General features: G+C 66.7%; 16 protein-coding genes. 11 read left to right on the forward strand and 5 right to left on the reverse strand.

Features of this window, described 5'->3' with window-relative positions; translation table 11 throughout:
• Positions 1-145 precede the first annotated feature (145 nt).
• The 3 genes from ACESL8_RS01620 to ACESL8_RS01630 form a co-directional block, all read right to left on the reverse strand.
• Positions 146-637, reverse strand: coding sequence for a heme-binding protein (locus tag ACESL8_RS01620; RefSeq protein ID WP_372915231.1), 492 nt, complete (start codon positions 635-637; stop codon positions 146-148).
• Positions 637-1,020: a VOC family protein gene (locus tag ACESL8_RS01625; protein WP_372915261.1), complete on the reverse strand. Its 384-nt coding sequence runs from the start codon at positions 1,018-1,020 to the stop codon at positions 637-639. The genes ACESL8_RS01620 and ACESL8_RS01625 overlap by 1 nt, the downstream gene beginning before the upstream one ends.
• Positions 1,021-1,518: 498 nt before the next feature.
• Complete coding sequence (locus ACESL8_RS01630; protein WP_372915233.1) at positions 1,519-1,710, reverse strand: hypothetical protein; 192 nt, start codon at positions 1,708-1,710, stop codon at positions 1,519-1,521.
• 68 nt (positions 1,711-1,778) lie between these two features.
• On the opposite strand from ACESL8_RS01630, the gene ACESL8_RS01635 reads away from it, so the two are divergent.
• The 6 genes from ACESL8_RS01635 to trxA all read left to right on the forward strand — a co-directional run bounded on the left by ACESL8_RS01635 (position 1,779) and on the right by trxA (position 10,424).
• Positions 1,779-1,937, forward strand: a complete 159-nt coding sequence (locus tag ACESL8_RS01635; RefSeq protein ID WP_372915235.1) for a hypothetical protein — start codon at positions 1,779-1,781, stop codon at positions 1,935-1,937.
• A 422-nt stretch (positions 1,938-2,359) separates the two neighbouring features.
• A complete protein-coding gene (locus ACESL8_RS01640) occupies positions 2,360-2,713 on the forward strand; it encodes a hypothetical protein (RefSeq protein WP_372915237.1) in 354 nt (117 codons plus the stop codon).
• 31 nt (positions 2,714-2,744) lie between these two features.
• Entirely contained in the window at positions 2,745-3,425 is a 681-nt protein-coding gene (locus ACESL8_RS01645) for a hypothetical protein (RefSeq protein WP_372915239.1), read from the forward strand.
• Between the two features lie 194 nt (positions 3,426-3,619).
• Complete coding sequence (gene addB, locus ACESL8_RS01650) at positions 3,620-6,625, forward strand: double-strand break repair protein AddB (protein ID WP_372915241.1); 3,006 nt, start codon at positions 3,620-3,622, stop codon at positions 6,623-6,625.
• Positions 6,622-10,110, forward strand: a complete 3,489-nt coding sequence (gene addA, locus ACESL8_RS01655) for a double-strand break repair helicase AddA (RefSeq protein WP_372915243.1) — start codon at positions 6,622-6,624, stop codon at positions 10,108-10,110. The genes addB and addA overlap by 4 nt, the downstream gene beginning before the upstream one ends.
• The gene (gene trxA / locus ACESL8_RS01660) at positions 10,107-10,424 is read left to right on the forward strand and encodes a thioredoxin (RefSeq protein WP_372915245.1); all 318 of its coding nucleotides are present in this window, start codon (positions 10,107-10,109) and stop codon (positions 10,422-10,424) included. The genes addA and trxA overlap by 4 nt, the downstream gene beginning before the upstream one ends.
• On the opposite strand, the gene ACESL8_RS01665 is transcribed toward trxA, so the two are convergent.
• Positions 10,421-11,341, reverse strand: coding sequence for a glutathione S-transferase family protein (locus ACESL8_RS01665; RefSeq protein ID WP_372915247.1), 921 nt, complete (start codon positions 11,339-11,341; stop codon positions 10,421-10,423). The two genes, trxA and ACESL8_RS01665, sit on opposite strands and share 4 nt — an antisense overlap.
• An 85-nt stretch (positions 11,342-11,426) precedes the next feature.
• Complete coding sequence (argJ, locus tag ACESL8_RS01670) at positions 11,427-12,650, reverse strand: bifunctional glutamate N-acetyltransferase/amino-acid acetyltransferase ArgJ (RefSeq protein ID WP_372915250.1); 1,224 nt, start codon at positions 12,648-12,650, stop codon at positions 11,427-11,429.
• A 162-nt stretch (positions 12,651-12,812) separates the two neighbouring features.
• Here argJ and rpmH point away from each other — a divergent pair, with 162 nt between their 5' ends.
• The 5 genes from rpmH to yihA form a co-directional block, all read left to right on the forward strand.
• Positions 12,813-12,947 (forward strand): 50S ribosomal protein L34, encoded by a 135-nt coding sequence (gene rpmH / locus ACESL8_RS01675; protein WP_310475467.1) that lies wholly within the window; start codon positions 12,813-12,815, stop codon positions 12,945-12,947.
• 4 nt (positions 12,948-12,951) lie between these two features.
• The gene (gene rnpA, locus ACESL8_RS01680; protein WP_372915252.1) at positions 12,952-13,338 is read left to right on the forward strand and encodes a ribonuclease P protein component; all 387 of its coding nucleotides are present in this window, start codon (positions 12,952-12,954) and stop codon (positions 13,336-13,338) included.
• Positions 13,335-13,544 (forward strand): membrane protein insertion efficiency factor YidD, encoded by a 210-nt coding sequence (gene yidD / locus ACESL8_RS01685; RefSeq protein ID WP_372915254.1) that lies wholly within the window; start codon positions 13,335-13,337, stop codon positions 13,542-13,544. The genes rnpA and yidD overlap by 4 nt, the downstream gene beginning before the upstream one ends.
• 59 nt (positions 13,545-13,603) lie before the next feature.
• Positions 13,604-15,439 (forward strand): membrane protein insertase YidC, encoded by a 1,836-nt coding sequence (yidC, locus tag ACESL8_RS01690; RefSeq protein WP_372915256.1) that lies wholly within the window; start codon positions 13,604-13,606, stop codon positions 15,437-15,439.
• A partial coding sequence (gene yihA / locus ACESL8_RS01695; protein ID WP_372915259.1) for a ribosome biogenesis GTP-binding protein YihA/YsxC occupies positions 15,436-15,858 on the forward strand: 423 nt, incomplete at its 3' end. The genes yidC and yihA, both read left to right, overlap by 4 nt.

The raw sequence follows: 15,858 nt of genomic DNA on the forward strand, positions 1-15,858 counted from the left end.
AGCCTTACCGCGTCAAAATCATCCCGAAGCGCGATCCCAGTCCCCATGACGATGTCCTACCTGAGCACATCGCCATAGATTCACACTTTTAGACCCTTGGGAATCCCCCCGCGAGTCGCGATCAACGCGACTTGGTATTAGCTGTTCATTTTGACTTGGACAGCTGCACTTCCAGTTCAGCGATGCCGGCCGCGGCGATCAACCCGTCTTCCTGGCCGGTGGCGCCGGACACGCCGACGGCACCCACGGTCTTGCCGTTCAGCTTGATGGGGACGCCGCCTTCAGAGGCGACAACCGCCACGGGGAAGCTGAGGTAACGCAATTGGCCTTCTTTCTGCAGTCGCTGCTCGAAGACGGCGGTGGAGTTGCCGAAGCGTGCCGCAGTTTGCGCCTTGCCAGTGGCAACTTCGGGGCCGGGCAGCGGCGCATCGTCCATGCGGCGCAGAGAAATCGGCACGCCCGCCGGATCGACAACAACGATTGTCACCTTCAGGCCGCGCTTGTCTGCCTCGGCTTGGGCGGCATCGGTGATGATGCGGGCGCCGGCCAGCGTGAGGGCTGGACGGTCCCTGACAAGTTGCGCAGCTGCCGGGACGGCGAGCAGCAGCGCCGCCGCCAGCAGGGGCGGGCCGCGCATCAGGCGGGCATCCGATGCAGCGCGCACAATTTGTTGCCCGACGGATCGCGCAGATAGGCCAGATACAACGGACCCATGCCGCCGCTGCGCACGCCTGGCGCATCTTCGCAGGCGGTGCCGCCATTGGCGACGCCGGCCGCGTGCCAGGCATCGGCCATTTCCGGGCCGGTCATGGCAAAGCCGATGGTGCTGCCGTTGCCGTTGCAGGCGGGGTTGCCGTCGATCGGCGGGGTGATGGCAAAAATGCCGGCGGGCGTGATCCAGAACACCCGGCCCTTGTCGTCGGTGTGGCCAGGCCCGATGCCCATCACGCCAAAGGTGGCGTCGTAAAATGCCTTGGATGCGGCCGTGTCGTTGGCGCCCACCATGATGTGGCTGAACATGATCTTTTCCCCCGAAGTGGTGATATTATGGATCGCCATGGAAGCAGTTTGCGGGCGCGCTGTCGAGATGGCACGTGGCTCACAACGGTAAAACGCTATTCACAACCATAATGGAGCAAGTTGCGTCTTGCTGCCGGTTACCAAGTAGTTAACCAAGAATGTGCGAGGGTCAGTATTGGGGAGCAGATGTGGAAATTCTATGGCCAGTAGAGTCGGTGAGGGCCGACGTCTGCTCAAGTCGTTGTATCCGCCTGGTCGGCGTGTCGCCGGATGAGGCGGAGAAAATCGGCCTGTTGGCGTCGATTCTGGGATGGGAGGTCGAGCGGCTGGAGGTCGAGCGGCTGAACGAGACTGGCAGGAGGCGCGGCCGCACCAGCCGTCATGTCGATGTGCTGGATATGAACCATCCGAAGCCGGCTTGGCTGACGTCGGCCAGGGCTTCGGCCGTTCGCGCGAACGATAATGCTGCCGAATTCGGCGCTGGCCGGAGCAGCATTGTCACTGGGCCTTTTTGCAGAGAAGCATTTGGCCCAGAAGCATTTGGCCCAGAAACAGCTGGCCCAGAAACAGCTGGCCCAGAAACAGCTGGCCCAGAAACAGCTGGCCCAGAAACAGCTGGCCCAGAAACAGCTGGCCCAGAAACAGCTGGCCCAGAAACAGCTGGCCCAGAAACAGCTGGCCAAGACGCACTCGGCCAAGACGCATTCGGCCTGACCGTGGCTGAAGGCGAGTGGGGCCGCGATGCGGCTGCCGCGGGCATGCGTCCCCGGCTTGTGCTGCGCCAGACTGGCAATGTGATCCGGGCTCAAGCCGCCGATGCGGGTCTGGCTGGCCAACTGGCGCGCATGGGTCTCGATCGGCTGGTGCTGCCCGTGCCGTTGGCGGTGCTGGAAGAGTTGCTGGCCTTTGCCGGGTGAGAGCGCGGCGCTGTCTTGGCTTGCCTAGTTTTACGTTGCCTTGCCAGCCGCGCCATCGCCGCCAGCCGCGCCAGCAACCACCGCGATGACCATCGGTAACCATCAATCGCGCGCTGCCTCGCTGAAAGCCGACCGCCTGCTCGCCGTTATCCCCGGTGTGGCGCCGCAGCGCCGTGCGTGTGGAGTGGTGACCAGTGGATGCAGCAGGGCAGGCGAGCAGCCAGGATGCGGCCGACAGGCCGGAGTGGCCGGGCGAAGGACCGACTGGCAATGGCCAGGCAGCGAACGTTGCGGTGGCTGCGCCTGCCAGCGCTAAGATGCCGGCCAACCCAGCCTGGTCCCTACCAAGCGGATTTGGGCCTAGCGGATTTGGGCCTAGCGGATTTTGGCCTGGCGGATTTGGGCCGGACCCGGCGCCGGGTGTGCGGGCGGCGCTCGTGGCGGCCAAGCGCCGCGCCCCGCCGCCGCCGCGCCGGTTGGCACTGTTCGGCCTGCTGCCGGATGTGGCCGAACCTGTGACGATGCTGGCCGAAATTCTGGGCTGGGAGGTGATGTCCTTCCCATCTGGCCCGGCTGTGTGCCCGCCGGCGCGGCTGTGCCTGGCAATGCTGCCCGGAAGCCCGGAATGCAGGGAAGAGCGCGGGCAAATTGTGGCGTGGTCACCGGATTTGAACCTTAATGAACATATTTCTCGGGCAGGCCTGTCCATAATGGATCAGCCCCTGTGCATCACCAGAGTGGAGCAAATGTTAGAAACCCTTGTTTGCGAGCCATAGTTTGCTCGCGGTCATTGGGGGCGTAGTTTCAATGGTGGATGTCGGACGCGACACGGGATTTTCGCGCGAATTCAGCGATTCCAGTTTCTTTGGTTCTGGTCGGCCGGCGGCAGGCTCGTTGGCGGCGCGTGGCGCCCTGCCTGATGTTGGTTCCGCGGCCGGCAGGCCGCAGACCGGTTTTGGTGGGCTGGACATAACGGCTTTGCAGGCGCTGGCCGGCAATGGGGAGCCTGCCGCCGCTATCGCCCGCCAGGTTGCCGATATGGCGCAAGGCCTGGCTGCGCTGGCTGACAAGCTGGTGGGTCAGCCACAGGCCAGCAGCAACGATCTCGCCGAAACTGATTGCATTGCCTTTCTGGAAGGCCAGTTCCGCATCCGCCGCCTGCGCGCGCGCCATTTATCGGGCCTCTCGTTGGGCGAACCGGCATGGGATATCCTGCTCGATCTGGCAGTCGCCCACTATTGGCGGCGCGAAACATCGGTCACCAGCCTGTGCATTGCCGCTGATGTGCCCAGCACCACGGCACTGCGCTGGATCAGCAGCATGACCAAGGAAGGCCTAATTGTGCGCCGACCCTGCCAGCGTGATGGTCGTCGCAGCTTCCTGGGCATTGCCCCGGCCACCTACCAGCAGATGCTGGCTCTGGCGGCCGATGCACTCCGCACCGTGGATCGGGTTCGCGTCCGTTACCAGCGAAGCGCCGCGGCCTGAGTTCCTGATAGGCTGAGCGGCGGCGGTTTTGGAAGCCGCGCGCTGCGCCCGGCCATCATGCCGGTGAATTGGGCCATATCCCCAATCAGGGACTGGCACGCGCCGCCGCTGGCCTTATGGTGGGTGACGTGAACGATTTTTCTGCTGCCCTTCCGCCCTCAAGCCTGCCTGCGCGCCCACCAGTGCGCCCGCCCGTGTTCAACATTGCGTTGCACGTGGCCTTTGCCGATGCGCTGGCGGCGGGCCTGCTGGCGCGTACGGCGGGCGATCCTCTGGCGCTGGCGCGGGGGCTGGTGCTGCTGCCCAATCGCCGCGCCGTGACCGCGCTCACCGAAGCCTTTGTGCGGCAATTGCCCAGGGTGGGGGCGGGGCCGGCGGCGGGGAGCGGTTCTGTCGGCGGGGTGCTTTTGCCGCGCATGGTGCCGGTGGGCGATCTTGATGACAGCGGCTTTGATCGGCTGGCGGCGGGTGAAGCGGTGCTGGCCCCGGCCGTGCCGCGGCTGGTGCGCCGGCTGGAACTTGCGCGGCTGGCCGCTGGCTTGCCGGGAGAGGAGCGTTCCGCAGTCGAACGGCTGCGGCTGGGTGACGCGCTGGGCGAAGTGCTGGATGCGCTGCTGGCCGAGGAGATCGAACCCGAAGCCCTGCGCGCAGCCGCCGATGGCCAGGACTTGGCCGATCACTGGCTCAAGACTTTGGCTTTCCTCGAACTCATCATCGCCGTGTGGCCCGATGCGCGTGCCGGCCATGGCGCTACCGAAGGCGCCACGCGGCTGGCCGCGCTGATCGATGCGACCGTCATGCGCTGGCAGGCCGCGCCGCCGGCCGGGCTGGTGGTGGCGGCGGGGCTGGCCAATCCCACCCCGGCGTTGGTGCGGCTGCTGGCGGCGGTGCTGCACCTGCCGCAAGGGCTGGTGGTGCTGCCGGGCCTCGATTATGATTGCTCGGATGCGGGAGCGGCGCGCTGGGCCGCCATAGCAGTTGCGACGCCCGATGCTGGCCGCGACGATCGAGGCCGCGACGATCCGGGTCACCCGCAATGGGCGCTCAAGAAACTGCTTGCCGCGCTGGGGCTGGAACGCGCCGATGTGCAGAGTTGGCCGACAGCTGGCGGCGCGCTGGATGGCCCGCCCGAACGCGCGGCGGCGCTGCTGGCGGCGCTGGCCCCGGCTGCCGCCGCCAGCGCGGCGGGCACTGCGCCGCCGCCGGCCGCTGCCGATGGGCTAGCGCTGGCCGAATGCGCCACCGCCGCCGAAGAAGCGCAAGTGGTGGCGCTGGCGCTGCGCGAGGCGCTGGAACGGCCCGGTGAACGCGCCGCGCTGATCACCCCCGATCCGGTGCTGGCCCGCCGCGTTGCCGCGCATTGCCGGCGCTGGGGCATCGCCGTCGACAGTTCGGCCGGCACGCCGCTGCTGCTCACTGGGCCAGGTGCGCTGGCGTTGGCGCTGGTGGAGGCGATGGCCGAAGCCTTTGCCCCGGCGCGGCTGCTGGCGGTTTTGAAACATGCGCTGGTGCGGCCGGGTGACCAAGCTTTCCTCACCGGCGTGCACCGTGCTGATATTGCGCTGCGCGGGGTGCGCCCGCCGCCGGGGCTGGATGCGGCCGGTGAAGCCATCGATCGCTGGGTGAACGACAAAACCGCACGGCGCGACCGTTACGGCACAGCCATGAAAAAGTGGTGGAAAGGCGTCGCCCCCGCGCTGGAGCCGCTTGATGGCCTGCGTCACCGCCGCGCGATCACATTGCCCGATCTGATGCAGGCGTTGCGCGGCACGCTTACGGCGCTGGCCGGGGATGGGGCGTGGGCGGGGCCGGAAGGCCGGCAACTGGCGGCGCTGGTGGCCGAGATTGAACTGCACGGCGCGTTGTTCGGCCCGCTGCGCCCGGATGAGGCGCCGGCGCTGGTTTCCGCCCTGATGGCAGCGATCAGTGTGCGCGTGCCGGGGCAGGGGCAGCCGCGCCTTGCCATATTGGGCCCAGTCGAAGCGCAGTTGACGCGCGCCGATACGCTGGTGTTGGCGGGCCTGAATGAAGCCACCTGGCCCGGCCGGCCGTCGCCCGATCCGTGGCTGGCCCCCGCCATCCGCCGCACGCTGGGCCTGCCCGGCACGGCGCGGGCACAGGGGTTGAGCGCGCAGGATTTTCTGCGTGCCGCCAGCGCCAAACGCGTGCTGATCACCCGCGCCCGCCGCGATGCCGGGGGGCCGCAGGTGGCCTCGCGGCTGTGGCTGCGGCTAGTGGCGCAATTTGAACGCGCCGGAGCCGATCCGCTGCCGCGCCGCGATGATCTGATTGCCATTGCCCGCGCCCTTGATGGCGCCAGCGGCGGCCCGCAGCCGGCGCCGCAGCCGCTGCCCAACCCGCCGCTGGCCCTGCGCCCGCGCCGGATCAGCATCACCGAAATCGATACGCTGGTGGCCGATCCGTTTGCCTTTCATGCCAAGCATATCCTGAAACTGTACAAGCTCGATGCGCTGGATCAGGACCCGACGGCGATGATGCGCGGCAACCTCGCGCATGAGGTGCTGGACCGCTGGGTGGCGGATTTTCAGGGACGGCGGATGCCGCTGGATCAGATCATGACCGAGGTACTTGGCAGCGCCACCGCGCATTTCCCGTTGCTGGCGGCGGCCTGGATGCCGCGCATCGAACGCGCTTTGATCTGGGCCGGCGAGCAGGTCGAAGACGAGGTCGCCGCCGGCTGGACGCAGATGCTGGCCGAAGTGAAGGGCGAACTGCAATTGGCCGGCGGCGTGGTGCTGAGTGGCCGCATCGATCGGCTGGACCGGGATGCATACGGAAATCTGCGGGTGGTGGACTACAAGACCGGGTCGCCGCCGTCGGGCCCGCGGGTGAGGGCGCTTGAGGCCAACCAGCTGGCGCTGGGGCTGGCAATTGCCGTGGCTGGCGGGCTCAGGCACAACGATCAGCCGGTGCCGGGCGGCACAGCCGGCGCCATCGAATATTGGCAGCTTACCGGCGGCAGGGGCAGTACCGGCAAGCGCGCCAATCCGCTGGGCAAGGTCGCCGATGTGCCCGGCCATGTGACACAGGCACTGGCCCGGGCGCAGGTATTGGCGGCGCATTATCTGCTGGCGCGAAACCCGTTTCCGCCCAAGCTGCGGCCGCAATGGGCGTGGGGCGATTATGATCATCTGGGCCGCGTTGCCGAATGGATCAACCGGCGGGAGCGGCGGCAATGAGCACCGCGTTACAGGGCAAGCCTACCAGGGCGCTTGAGCCACTGAAGCCGGCGCAGGCCGCGGCTGCCGATCCGGGCGTCCACGCCTGGGTCGCGGCATCGGCCGGCACCGGCAAGACACAGGTGCTAAGCGCGCGCGTGCTGCGCCTGCTGCTGGCCGGAGCGCGGCCCGGCGCCATCCTGTGCCTGACCTTCACCAAGCTGGCCGCGGCCGAAATGCAAAATCGGGTGATGGCGCGGCTGGCGTGGTGGACCGGATGCAGCGAGGCCGAACTGGCCAGCGATCTGAGCGCGATAGGGGCGCAGCCGGATGAAGTGAATATAGCCTGCGCGCGCGGGTTGTTTGCCACCGTGCTGGAAACGCCGGCGGGCCTTGCCATCCAGACCATCCACAGTTTTGCGCAAAACCTGATTGCCAGTTTCCCAGTGGAAGCCGGGATCACGCCGGGATTCCAGACACTGGATGACCGCGCCGCCGCGCTGCTGCGCCGGCGGGTGCTGTCCGATGCGCTAACCGACCGGTCCAATCCGGGTTTTCTGGCCGACGTGGCCGAAATCGCCATCGATGGCAGCGAAAAGCGGCTGCACGACATCATGGCGGCGCTGCCGCGCCACGGCGCGGCGTTGGCCAGCCTGCGGGTGGAAGGCGTGGAACCGCTGCTGCGCCGGGCGCTCGGATTGGCCGATGACGCCAGCGAAGCGGAGACGCTGGCCGCGGGTATCGCGGCGCTGCCGCTGCTGAAATTGCAGCAGTTTGGCCAAGCCATGAGCCAGCAAAGCGGAGACCGGGCCAGAGGCATCGGCGGGGAGGTTGTGGCCTTCTGCATGGCCGCCAATAAACCAAAGACTTGGGAGGCGTTCTGGAAAGTCTTTATCAAGGCGGACGGTGTGCCACGAGGCCCGGGCTGGATGATCCCGAACGCGCGGGCCGATTGGCGCCCCTTCTGTGCCGAGGTGCAGGATCAATTGCTCGCGCTGCGCGGCAAGCTGGAATTGTGGCAGATACTGGCTTTCACCGGCCGCCATCTGCGTGTGGCGGTGCGGCTGGCGCAGGATTGGCGGGCGGCCAAGCACCGCGCCGGGGTGATCGATTATGACGACATGATCACCGCTGCCGCCCGCTTGCTTGGCGAACCGGGGGCGGCCGATTGGGTGCGCTTCAAGCTTGATAGCCGCATCGATCATGTGCTGGTTGATGAAGCGCAGGACACCAACCCGTTGCAGTGGGATGTGATCCGCGGGCTGGTGGAAGAGTTTTTCACCGGCCTGGGCCAGCGCGACCAATTTCGCAGCCTGTTCGTGGTTGGCGATTTCAAACAGTCGATCTTTGGCTTTCAGGGCGCCGACCCACTGATTTATGCCGACGCGCGCGAGGAATTTTACCAGCTGTGCGAGGCCGAGCCGGAACGCTGGAAGGAGCTGCCGCTCACGGTGAATTTCCGTTCGGTGCCCGTCATTCTCGACGTGGTCGATCGGGTGATCGCGCATGTCGGCAGCGAAGAATTCGATCCGCAAGGCGTGGAGCGGCATGTTGCCCACAAGCAGGGCGCCGGGGTGGTGATGCTGTGGCCGCCGCTGCTGCCGGACGCAGGCAGCGCAGAACCCGGCAACGAGGCAGAAGGCGAAGCCGAACGGGCGGATGACGATGCGCCGCCGCTGGCGCAGGATATCGACATGGCGCGCCGCATCGCCGCCACCATCGCTGGCTGGCTGGCGCCTGAAACCGCACTGATCCTGCCCCACAGTGGCCGGCGTGCTGTAGCGCAGGATGTGCTGGTGCTGGTACGCAAGCGCAGCGGGCTGATGAATGCGCTGGTGACGGCGCTGCACGAAGCCGGTGTGCCGGTGGCGGGGGCGGACCGGCTGAACCTGGCTGAACCGCTGGCGGTGGCCGATCTGCTGGCGCTGGTGCAATTTGCCTGCCAGCCGGGCGACGATCTCACACTGGCGGCGCTGCTGGTCTCGCCGTTCTGCGGGTTGGAGCATGACGCGCTTACGCTGCTCGCCGCCAATCGGCCGGGCAGATTGTGGGACGCTGTGCTGGCCAGCGCCGATCTCGATGTGGCCGCGCCGCGGGCGTTTTTGGTTGATGTGCTGCGCCTGGCCGGCGATGTGTCGCCTTATCGCTTCCTTGAAACCATCTTGTCCGGGCCGTTGGCGGGACGCCGCAAGTTGCTGGCGCGGCTGGGCGAGGAAGCGCGCGATGCCATCGATACGGTGCTCGATCAGGCGCTGGCCTGCGAGGCTGCCGGGGCCGCCAGCTTGCAGGCGTTCATCGCCTGGATGGCGGCCGAGGATCTGGAGGTGAAACGCGATCCCGAAGCGGCCTTGGACGCGGTGCGGCTGATGACCGTGCACGGCGCCAAGGGCCTGCAGGCGCCCATCGTCATCATGGCCGATGCCTGCCACGTGCCGCCCCGCGAACAGGGCGAACTGGCGGTGCCGCTGTGCAACGGGCCGATGCTGCCCTTGTGGCTGCCGCCCGGGCTGATCGCGCCGCCGGCGTGGCTGAAGGACGAGCACGACGATCGCGCCGGCAAGGCAGCGCGCGAACATCGCCGGCTGCTGTATGTCGCGCTCACCCGGGCCGAAGAGGTGCTGTGCATCGGCGGTGCGTCCAAGCCAAACAAGGACTGGGATGTGCACCCCGACAGCTGGTACCAGTTGGTGGACAGTGCGCTTTCTGGCCTTGAACATGTTGACGACGCCCACTGGCCGTCGCCGGTGCGGCTGCTGCGTTCCGGCCCCGAAGTGGTGCAGACGGAATTGAAGATTTTGCCCGGCGCGGCGGTGTTGCCACTTGATCAGTGGTGGCTGCGCGCAGCCCCTGCCGAGGCGCGCCCGCCGCGCCCGCTGGCGCCGTCGAGCCTGGGGCCGGATCTGGTTGCCGATCCGCCGCCCGATGCGGCGCGCAAGGCCGCCGCTCGCCGCGGCACCGCGCTGCACCGGTTGTTCGAAACGCTGCCGGGATTGGACATTTCAGCGCGCGCAGGCATTGCCCGGCAGTGGTGCGCGCTCAACGTGCCGGATCTGGATGCCGACGAAATGGCGGCGACCGTGGTGGCCGTGCTCGATGATCCGGCCTTTGCGGCGGTGTTTGCCGCTGGCGCATTGACCGAAGCGCCGGTGGCCGCCGTGGTGGGCGAAACCGTGATTGCCGGCACCATCGATCGGCTGCTGGTGAGCGATACCGACGTGCTGGCGGTGGATTTCAAGACTGGCAGCCGCGTTCCGGCCGGGCTGGGCGGTGTGCCGCCGGCGCATCTCGCGCAGATGGGTGCCTATGCCGCCGCGCTGGCGCGGGTGTTTCCGGGCCGCAAGGTGCGCGCTGGCCTGCTTTACACGGCCGGGCCGCGCCTGATCGAGCTGCCGGCCGATGTGCTGGCCGCATGGTTTCCGACCGGGCAGCCAACCGCCGCATTGCAGCCGGACGGTCCAGCGCCTATTTATCCAGTGCAAGCCATTTCGACGGAGCCAAGACAATGACCAAGGCCGTGACCGATGCCAGTTTCCACACCGACGTGATCAGTGCCGACAAGCCGGTGCTGGTCGATTTCTGGGCCGAATGGTGCGGCCCGTGCCGGATGATCGCCCCGGCGCTGGAAGAGCTAAATGCTGAGCTGGACGGGGTCGAGATCGTCAAGGTCAACATCGACGAAAATCCGGACGCGCCGGGCCGTTATGGTGTGATGTCGATTCCCACCATGATCCTGTTCAAGGGCGGCGAACCTGCCGCCACCATGGTCGGCGCGCGGCCCAAGGGCGAATTGAAGGCGTGGCTGGAAGGCCAACTGGCTTAAGCTGGCGCGACCACCTGCCCAAGTCGCGGGAAGTGGACATGGACGGAGATCGGGTTGCTCTGGCCATCCTCCACCTCCCGCGCAATAGTGATTCCGGTTGTATCGCAGCGCAGCAGACGCCCGATGCTGGGCGCGTCCCTCGTGCCGTCCTGGGTGACGCCGACCATCATCCCGGCGGCGTAGGGTGCATCCACGCTGCCCGTCAGCGGGGCGGGTGATGCGGCGCGGGCGGCAGCAAGTGCATCGTCGGCGGTCATTTCGCGGCGCGTCCCGTGGCCAAAGCCGGCCAGCCTCGCGAACCAGTTGGCCACGCCCGGCAGTGCGAGCATGGCCGCTGCGTTGGTCGCCGCTGTCGGCACCGCCTTCACGAACGAGATGTTGCTGTAGAGCGCGAGATCGCCGGCGCCGGGCGCGTCGCCGCCGATGAAGGCACGGCCATCGGCCAGCGTATCGGAAAGCCACTGGCTCGCCACCAACGCCTGGCCGGAGAGGTGCGGCGCGGCGCGGCCCAGGGCGGCCAGGTCCATGCCGAACCGTGCCTGCCGGTCCTTGATAAAATCTGCGCCCATCATTTCGGGTGTCATGCCGCCCATCGCCGCGCCGACATGGGCAAAGAATTGCGGGCCATTCGCCCAGCTTGCCACCAGCCGGTGCAGGGCTCCAAGCGGTGCGGGATAGAAGCTGGGACCGGGCAGGGCTTCGAGCGCTGGCAGGATCGCGGCCGTGTCGCAATATAGATCAGCGCCGATCTGCACGGCGGGCGTGCGGCCATAGGCACCGGTAAGCCGCGTCTGGTCCGGCTTGGGCAGGATGCGCGGCACCGGCAGGCTGCCCCACGCCAGCCCTTTCACGCCAAAGGCGGCGCGCACCAGTTCGGCAAAGGGCGAGGCTTCGTAGTGGTAAAGGATCGGAATCATGTCGGGATGATGACGGCTCGGCGCGCGCAGACCTATCCGCATAATGGGGAGGGGTCAGCTGCGATAATCGGCCCAACCGCAGTGTTCAGCTGCGATAATCAGCATTGATATTGATATAACCGTGGGTGAGATCGCAGGTCCAAACCAAGGCGCGGCCCGTGCCAAGGCCGAGATCGACGCCGATGCGTACCTCTTGTCCAGCCAGATGCGCCGCGACCGGGGCTTCGTCATAGCCGGGGACGACCGCCCCAGCCTGTGCCACCAGCGTATCGCCGAACCGGATCGAGAGCAGGTCGCGCTCGGCGGGTTCGCCGGCCTTGCCTACCGCCATCACCACCCGGCCCCAATTGGCGTCGCCGCCGGCAATGGCGGTTTTCACCAGCGGCGAATTGGCGATGGAGAGCGCCACGCGCTTGGCGGACGCGTCATCCGCCGCGCCGGTCACCGTGACCTCGATCAATTTCTGCGCACCCTCGCCGTCGCGCACCACGAGGATGGCGAGTTGCCGGCACACATCCGCCAGCGCTGCGGCGAGGGCGTCGGCGCCGGGGTCGTCCATGGCGGCAAGTTCCGGATGGCCGGCAGCGCCCGTGGCAAAGGCCAGCACCGTGTCGGATGTGCTGGTGTCGCTGTCCACCGTGATGGCGTTGAAGGTGCTGGCAACGGCGGCGCTCAGCATTTGTTGCCAGAGCGACGGCGCGACGGCGGCATCGCTGAAGATGAAGCCCAGCATTGTCGCCATGTCGGGCGCGATCATGCCGCTGCCCTTGACGATGCCGGTGAGGCGCACGGGCGCGCCGCGCACCATGGCGCTGGCGGTGGCGGCCTTGGGGAAGGTGTCGGTGGTGCCGATGGCGTTGGCGGCATCCAGCCAATCCGCCGCGCCCAGCCGGGCATGGGCCTGATCGACCCCGGCCAGCGCCAGATCGACCGGCAACGGCACGCCAATCACGCCGGTCGATGCGCTGAACACCTCATCTGCGCGGCAGCCCAGCCGCTCGGCCGCGCGTGCGGCCTGTGCGGCGGCGGCCTGGCGCCCGGTGAGGCCGGTGAAGGCGTTACTGTTGCCGGCGTTGACGATCAGCCCGCGCGCCCGCCCGCCCGGCAGTTTGGCGCGACACAATTCGACTTCGGGCGAGGGGCAGCGCGACCTTGTGGTAACCCCGGCGACTGCGGTTCCTGGCGCCAGTTCGATCAGGGTCACGCAGTCGCGGGTCCATTGCTTGTAGGGCACGCTGGCGGTGCCGATGCGCACGCCGGCGATGGGGCCGATGGGGGGAAACGGCAGGGCGAGGGGGGAGCGTTGCATGGTCACCGCCATTGCCATCAGAATGTCGCTTGTCCAGAGGCAAGTGAGTTGACGGTGAGTTGACGGTGTGTTGACTCTGGGCGGCCGGCGCATTATCGGCCACTCTCTTTTCGGGCGCAGGCAACTGCGGCTTATGATTATCTTGTTTCAGGACGCCGACCAATGAAGCGCACGTATCAACCGTCCAAGCTTGTTCGCGCCCGCCGTCACGGTTTTCGTGCGCGCATGGCCACTGTGGGCGGCCGCAAGGTAATCCACGCCCGCCGCGCCCGCGGCCGCAAGAAGCTTTCGGCCTGATCTGATGCGCCAGCCGGAGCGGATCCGGCAGCGTCGGGATTTTCTCGCAGCAAACCAAGGCCGGCGGGTTCCATCCGCCGGCTTCGTGCTGCTTGTTCGGCAGCGTGATGACGGCAGCGACACGATGCGGGCCGGATTCACTGTCACCAAAAAGGTGGGCAACAGCGTGGTACGCAACCGGTTGAAACGCCGGCTGCGCGAAATCGTGCATCTGGTGCTGCCCGCCCACGGCCATCCCGGCGCCGATCACGTGCTGATCGGGCGCGATTCCGGCCTCGCCCGTGATTTTGCGGTTTTGCTGGCCGATCTGGAAAAAGCCCTTGCCAAGGCCCATCTCCCGCCCAAGCCGAAACAAACACCTACGCAGGCAGCGGGAGAAGGCGGCCGATGAAATCACTGCTGATCTGGCCGATCCGCCTGTGGCAGCTGACGTTTTCTGCCGTTTTGCCGCCCAGCTGCCGTTTTTCGCCCAGCTGTTCGGCCTATGCCATCACCGCCATCGAACGCCACGGCCCGGTGAAAGGCTTTGGCCTGACGCTGCGCCGCATTGCCCGCTGCCACCCCTGGGGGGGTTCGGGCTATGACCCGGTGCCCTAACGGGCTATAGCAGCCGCCAACGCCGCCCGAATCCTGCCGTTTCAGCCAGAGAGATAACCTTGCCTCCCCAAGACAATCAATCGCCCGACACGAAGAATATCGTGTTGGCTGTGCTGCTTTCGGCGCTGGTGCTCATCGGCTGGACGGTGATTGCCGATCGCTTTTTCCCCGAAGCCGCGCCGCAAGTCGTGACCACCGCAGCGCCTGCCCTAGTGCAAGGCGCGCCCGGCGTGCCGGCCGCAACGGTGGCAGGGGCTGCCCCGGCCATTGCCGGGCCGGGGGCGATCCAGCCGCGCGATGCGGCGCTTGCCGCCAGCCCGCGTGTAACGATTGCGACGCCGCGCATGAAAGGCTCGATCAATCTGGTGGGCGCGCGCTTTGACGATCTGGTGCTGCCCGATTACCGCCAGACCAAGGACAAGGCCTCACCCCCGGTGCGGCTGTTTTCCCCAAGTCGCACGGCCGATGCGCAATTTGCTCAATTCGGCTGGGTGGGTGCGCTGGCCCCGCCGGCGACCGCGCAGTGGACGGCGGATCGGCCAGCGTTAACGGCGGCCACCCCGGTGACCCTGAGCTGGACTTCGCCGCAAGGCTTGGTGTTCCGCCAGAAGATCAGCATCGATCGCGACTATCTGTTCACGGTGCAACAAAGCGTGGAAAACCCCGGTGCCGCGCCGGTGACGGTGCAGACCTTCGGCCTGGTTTCGCGCCGCGGTGAAGCAGTTGCGGCGGAAACCAATGTGCACGTCGGCCCGGTGGCCGTGCTGCAGGACACGTTGAAAGACAGCGATCTCGGATTTGAGAAGCTGCGCGAAGACGGCCCGCAGCGCCTCACATCAACCGGCGGCTGGTTGGGCCTGACCGAAAAATACTGGCTCGCCGCAAGCGTGCCCGATCAGAAGGCCAAAATCGCCGCGACGTTCCAATATGCCGCCGGCCAGTACCAGGCTGATTGGCTGGCCGGTGCCGTGACAGTGCCCGCTGGCGGCCGCGTGGCCACCACGGCCAAGCTGTTTGCCGGCGCCAAGGAAGTGGACCTGATCGATCGCTACACCGAAGCCGGTATTCCGCGCCTTGATAAAGCGGTGAGCTGGGGCTGGTTTGAAGTGATCGCCAAGCCGATTTTCCACCTGCTCGATTTCCTGTTCAAGTTCACCGGCAATTTCGGGGTGGCCATCATCGGGCTGACGCTGATCGTGCGCGCCATCATGTTCCCGATTGCCAACAAGCAATATGAATCGATGGCCAAGATGCGCCTGATCGGCCCGCGCATGAAAGCCATCCAGGAAAAATATGGTGATGACAAGCTGCGCGCACAGCAGGAAATCATGGCCATCTACAAGAACGAAAAGGTCAATCCGCTCGCCGGCTGCCTGCCGATCGTGCTGCAGATTCCGATTTTCTACGCGCTGTACAAGACGCTGCTGATCTCAATCGAAATGCGCCACCAGCCGTTCGTGCTGTGGCTCACCGATCTGTCGGCGCCCGATCCGCTCACCCCGTTCAATCTGTTCGGCCTGATTGCCTGGCAGCCGCCAGCCATGATTGCGCTGGGCGTGCTGCCGATCCTGCTGGGCGTCACCATGTGGCTGCAGCAGAAACTGTCCCCGGCGCAGATGGACCCGGTGCAGCAGCAGGTGTTTGCGCTGATGCCGTGGCTCTTCATGTTCTTCATGGCGCCGTTTGCCGCTGGCCTGCAGCTGTACTGGACGGTCAACAATCTGGTTTCCATCGGGCAGCAGCTGTACATGAACCGCAAATATCCTGCTCCGGCGACCCCGCCCTCGGCTGCGGTGATTGATGTGAGGCCCAATACGCCCAGATCGACTGGTCCAAAGCCAGCTGCGCCCAAAGCTTCTGGGCCGAAACCCACAGCCGGACGGCGCCGCAAGTGACGGATGAAGAGGCAAAAGCCGATCTGATCGAGGCGGCGCGCAAGCGTTTTGCCGGTCCGGTGAATTTCCTGCTGTCGGCGCCGGAACTGCGGTTCCTGCCGGCACCGGATGTGCCGGAGATCGCGGTGGCTGGCCGGTCAAACGTGGGCAAATCCTCGCTGCTGAATGCCATCACCGGCCGCAACGGCTTGGCGCGCGCATCGGTCACGCCGGGGCGCACGCAGGAATTGAACGTGTTCGAAGTGGGCGAGCCGACGCTGTTTCGTATCATCGCCATGCCGGGCTATGGCTTTGCCGAAGCGCCCAAGGACGTGGTGCGGCAGTGGAAGCAACTGGTGTTCGATTATCTGCGCGGCCGCCCGGGGCTGCGCCGCGTGCTGGGGCTGATCGATTGCCGCCACGGTATCAAGCCGGGGGAC

This window comes from Sandarakinorhabdus sp. (assembly GCF_041689835.1).
Lineage (GTDB): Bacteria > Pseudomonadota > Alphaproteobacteria > Sphingomonadales > Sphingomonadaceae > Sandarakinorhabdus.